The sequence below is a fragment of the Anaerosporobacter sp. genome (assembly GCF_965301125.1).
On the sequence record NZ_CBDLAM010000046.1, the window covers coordinates 1 to 4,589 of the forward strand.

The 4,589-nt window shown below is 33.6% G+C and carries 6 protein-coding genes; all 6 read right to left on the reverse strand.

Going from position 1 to position 4,589, the window contains the following annotated elements:
* On the reverse strand, positions 1-316 hold a 316-nt coding region (locus ACW2QF_RS07115; protein ID WP_455715304.1), incomplete at its 3' end, for a LacI family DNA-binding transcriptional regulator.
* 273 nt (positions 317-589) lie between these two features.
* A complete protein-coding gene (locus tag ACW2QF_RS07120; RefSeq protein ID WP_455715305.1) occupies positions 590-2,071 on the reverse strand; it encodes a vWA domain-containing protein in 1,482 nt (493 codons plus the stop codon).
* Positions 2,059-2,292: a hypothetical protein gene (locus ACW2QF_RS07125; protein ID WP_455715306.1), complete on the reverse strand. Its 234-nt coding sequence runs from the start codon at positions 2,290-2,292 to the stop codon at positions 2,059-2,061. Before ACW2QF_RS07125 ends, ACW2QF_RS07120 begins: the two co-directional genes overlap by 13 nt.
* A gap of 200 nt (positions 2,293-2,492) precedes the next feature.
* Complete coding sequence (locus ACW2QF_RS07130; RefSeq protein ID WP_455715307.1) at positions 2,493-3,653, reverse strand: hypothetical protein; 1,161 nt, start codon at positions 3,651-3,653, stop codon at positions 2,493-2,495.
* A 76-nt stretch (positions 3,654-3,729) separates the two neighbouring features.
* Complete coding sequence (locus tag ACW2QF_RS07135; RefSeq protein ID WP_455715308.1) at positions 3,730-4,233, reverse strand: RNA polymerase sigma factor; 504 nt, start codon at positions 4,231-4,233, stop codon at positions 3,730-3,732.
* Positions 4,234-4,404: 171 nt separating this feature from the next.
* The gene (locus tag ACW2QF_RS07140; protein ID WP_455715309.1) at positions 4,405-4,539 is read right to left on the reverse strand and encodes a hypothetical protein; all 135 of its coding nucleotides are present in this window, start codon (positions 4,537-4,539) and stop codon (positions 4,405-4,407) included.
* Positions 4,540-4,589: the final 50 nt, after the last annotated feature.

Sequence of the window (4,589 nt, forward strand, 5' to 3'; positions counted from 1 at the left end):
CACTAATTACTTCTAACATAGAAAAGCAATTTTTCATAGCAACTTTCGTTGTAACCCCTTGATACATTTGCCAATAAAAAGAATTGAATTTTTCTAAAAACTTATCTGCAATTATTATACCTATATTATATCCACCACTTACATCAGCTTTCTTTATGGTAGAAGGATGACGGTACCCCATCTCAACAGCTAACTTCTTAATCCTTTCTCGTAGTTCATCACTTACTCCTTTTTGATTCGAAAGTGCTTTTGATACTGTTACTGTGCTGACTTTCAAGACTGCAGCTAAATCTGCTAATTTAACCGATTTTGCCATATTATTTCCCTTCCCGCTTTATCTAAGACTTATTTTTTTTCAAATATTTACTTTTTTTAAATTTATTTTAGTTAATTTAATTTTATTTTTTTCTTTTTCTTTTGTCAAGTATATAGCGAAATATTTCCTTTTTTGAACATATTATCTTAGACTTTTGGAATACATTGGAATTCAAATTTAAAAAACAACTTTTCATAGCTTTGCCATATGTGAATATATATTCACATATGGCATTCAGCTCAGAAAAGTTGTTCTTTTTTCCCCTACTATTCACTATTCATAATAATCCCATTCAGCTACTGTATTCACCATCTGAACAAACTCTTTCTTATAGCCATCCTTAAGCTTTAATCGATTTAGTCTTTTAGTAAGATGGTTCATCGATCCATTATCAAGAAATGGACTATTCTTTAATATCATTGCAAATTCTGCGACGCAGGAAGCAAATTTCCAATCATCACTTGTTTTATTAGTATATGCTTTCGTAGTAATCGGATATGTTAACAATTTACTATTATCTTTGTTAGGTTCTTTATAACGCACATTTATAGTCAATAATTCGTCCTTGTATTTCTCATCTGATGTATTATATCTCGTTCCGTTTACTTTCTCATCTAGTTCCATCTCACTTGATACAGGAACCAATTCATACATAACCGTTACGGAATGTCCTGCTCCTACTTCCCCCGCATCTTTCTCATCATCTTCAAAATCTCGAGCTTCAAGAACACGGTTTTCATAACCAATTAGTCGATATCCTTTAATTTGATCTGGATTAAATTCTACTTGGAATTTTACATCTTTGGCTACAGTTACCATATTAGCTCCAAGTTCATCTACTAATACCTTCTTAGCTTCGTAAACCGAATCTATATAAGCATAATTTCCATTTCCGTTATCTGCAAGAGCCTCCATATTATTGTCCTTAATATTTCCTGTTCCAAAGCCTAATACGGATAGATTTATTCCACTTTCTCTTTTCTCGGTTATTAATTCTGTTAATTCATATTCCGTTGTCAATCCAACATTCAAATCTCCATCTGTAGCAAGTATTACGCGGTTATTCCCACCTCTAATAAAATATTTCTCCGCAATTTCATATGCTGTTTGAATCCCTGCACTACCTGCTGTACTTCCACCCGCTTCTAGATTTGTTATCTTATCAATAATTAGATTTGTCTTACTTCCCTTAGCGCCTTCTAAAATAACAGCATCTTCTCCTGCATAAGTTACAATTGAAACACGATCTTTACTTGTAAGATTTTCAGCTAGCATACAAAATGCCTGTTGCATCAATGGTAGTTTATCTGGATCATTCATTGAACCTGAAACATCTAACAAAAATACTAGATTAGAATTAGGTCCTTCAGAGAAATCAATTTCATCTGTCTGCATTCCCACCATCATAAGTAATGTTTCTGAATTCCAAGGGCATTTCCCTATTTGCACATTAACGCCAAATGGCTCCTTACCAGACGGTCCTTTATAATCATAATCAAAATAGTTCAACATCTCTTCTACCCGAATTGCATCTTGATCATAAATATATCCATCATTTATCATTCTTCTCAAATTACTATAAGACGCTGTATCAACATCTGCTGAGAATGTTGACAAACTTTCTTCTGAAACTGCTGTAAAATCATTCTCTTCATAGTTATTATATTCTTCACCCGAACCGTTAGAATAATAGTAATCATCTTCCGTATCTAGTGAACTATCATAACTTTCTGTGGCAGATTCTATTTCCCCCATGCCGATTCACTAGAATCAACGTACGTATCATTTGTTTTATAGCTACCATTACTACTACCAGTGCTACTGTCAGTGCTAATATCAGCACTAGAATCTTCTGACTCAACGGTAGACATGTTTGTATTATCCTTTGATGATTTACTACAACCTACCATTGTAAAAATCAACGATACAATTACCACTGTACAAATTACCCTCTTTTTCATACTCTTTTTTTTCATACTTTACTCCTCCTTTTAATCTTTCTTATATTAAAATCATGTATTAAATTGGATTATCTATCCATATAACAATAAGACGATTAAAAAATAAAATTAGTTCCATACTTTCTGAAGAAAAGCATAAATAAGGAAGGACGGCTACGTTACACCTTCCTCCCTTATCTATACTTTTTCATCACAGAGTAATCAAATTAACTATATTACTTAAATTGATACATCATTCCATACATCTTCCCATCTGCATCTTTACGATAGGCAACTAAATACGATTTACTCTCTTTATCACCAATTTCAATTGTTTGTGGTGAAAATCCCTCATCGATTCCCGCAAATACATCATTTAGCTTCACATACAAATCTACTCCAGATCCATCTTTAGCCTCATACTTATACGTTGCAGCTCCATCTTCATCTGCAATTAATTCCTTAACCGAGTCTTCTAGTAATATAGCATCAGCTAGTTTATCCTCTACATTTTCCTCTTCATTCTTCTCTGTTTTATCTGCCTTATTGCTTTTTTCATTTCCTTCTTCCAAACTTTGTTCCTCATTCATCATTTCCTTTTCATTAATATAAGATTCTGCTTTTTCATGATCTGCCTTCGAAACATCTATTGGTAAGTCAAACAATACATTAATTCCTTCATATTGTGGGTTAGGTGTAATCTCTCCCGTTACCTCATCATAATTATATGCCTCCACATTATAGAACATTGTATCGCTAACACACAGATAAAGACCTCGATCCGCAAATATTTCAACATTATTGCATTCCATTAAACGATACATTATCCCATCTTCTACAATATCCTGATAACCACCATTCATTGTAACAACATTATATTGCCATGGATTCAGTCCTTTTATTAATGGTGACACAAAGAAAGATTCCTTACCATAATTATCATCACTTGTTGAAGGCATCGGTGTCCCGTCTGTATTAGCTATTGCAACTACCGCATACGTACGGTCTAGCAATACTTCTCCGTCACCCATCGATATAAAATCTGAGATTCCACTTCCTGAAACTATGCCCAACAGTGTAATATCATATTTGCCTGCCTGTACAGTTTGATTAATAGACACTGCATCTTTACTCTTAAAAGCATCTGCTAACTTATAGTTTTCAAATTTTTCTGCTACCTTTTCTGTTGCTAAAAATCTTGATGCTGCATAAGCTGTACCCGATAGCACTAGTATTGTCAATGCTGCCGCTGCCACCATTGGAATTTTTCTCTTCTTACTCATACCATTACTCTCCTTTACCTTTGATATAATCGTTTGATTCAGGAGGGCATCTGGCTCTTTCTTATCCGATAACGCTTGTTTTAATAACATATCAATGTGTTTATCATCCTTCATAACCGTGTTCCTCCATCTTTGACTTCATATCTTTTCTTTCTTTAAAGAGTCAGCTTTTTACTGAACCTGCAGGAATTTACATAATATTAGCTATATTCTCAACAGGATTCTCTAGTGTATAGTATAGATACAATGGTACTTGTAGTTTGTCATTAAGCTTCTTTACTTCATTTCTTATAATTTGACACTTCTCTTTATTTATAATTTGATCTTCTGTCGTATTCGATTTGGCAAGTTCCACATACAAGGTATTTTCTTCCAGCCCAACATTCTCATTAAGGGACTCTGTTGGAGCAATTCTCTGCCTTCTGGCATATTTTCTTTTATTATTCTTCCATATTCCAATTGCAATTGATAGAAAATAACTCTTTGGATTTTCACACTGCTGTATCTTTCCCTTACGTTCTAGTGCTTTCAGTAATGTCTCTTGATACAAATCGTCTGCTTCAATTTTATTGTGTGTCAAACTACAACAGAATGTGTATATGGCCTTCCCATGCATTTCAACTAATTCACTTATCTCTCTCGTATTCACAAGCATCTCCTTTTCATATCCTTGAATGGTTTGCGGCGCCAGCAAAAAACCTCTTCATAGATATATTGTCACAATGATGAGGTTGGTTCATTTTAATTCTTTTTACAACAAGATATATGTAGTATTACAATGTTTGATGATCAAACCATTCTAAAAAAATAAGCAGACTCTTTACTGAGATATCTGCTTATCCATAATACTAATTACAATATTGTCTTAGACATCATTACCTGGTATAGACTTTTTCTTTGCGTTGGGATTCTGGTCTTGGTTTTCTCTCGTAATTGGTGTCTGACCATTTGCTTTTTCCATTCTAGCTTGTTTATTATCTGGTTGACTATCTTTTGGCATATTTAGTTCCTTTCTCTGCTAAATTTAAGATAATTGTAACGTTTCAATAC

What these genes read in the sequence shown, in the direction of transcription:
- ACW2QF_RS07120 (WP_455715305.1), bottom strand. Translation starts at nt 2,071, where the DNA reads ATGGGGGAAATAGAATCTGCCACAGAAAGTTATGATAGTTCACTAGAT.
- ACW2QF_RS07125 (WP_455715306.1), bottom strand. Translation starts at nt 2,292, where the DNA reads ATGAAAAAAAAGAGTATGAAAAAGAGGGTAATTTGTACAGTGGTAATT.
- ACW2QF_RS07130 (WP_455715307.1), bottom strand. Translation starts at nt 3,653, where the DNA reads ATGAAGGATGATAAACACATTGATATGTTATTAAAACAAGCGTTATCG.
- ACW2QF_RS07140 (WP_455715309.1), bottom strand. Translation starts at nt 4,539, where the DNA reads ATGCCAAAAGATAGTCAACCAGATAATAAACAAGCTAGAATGGAAAAA.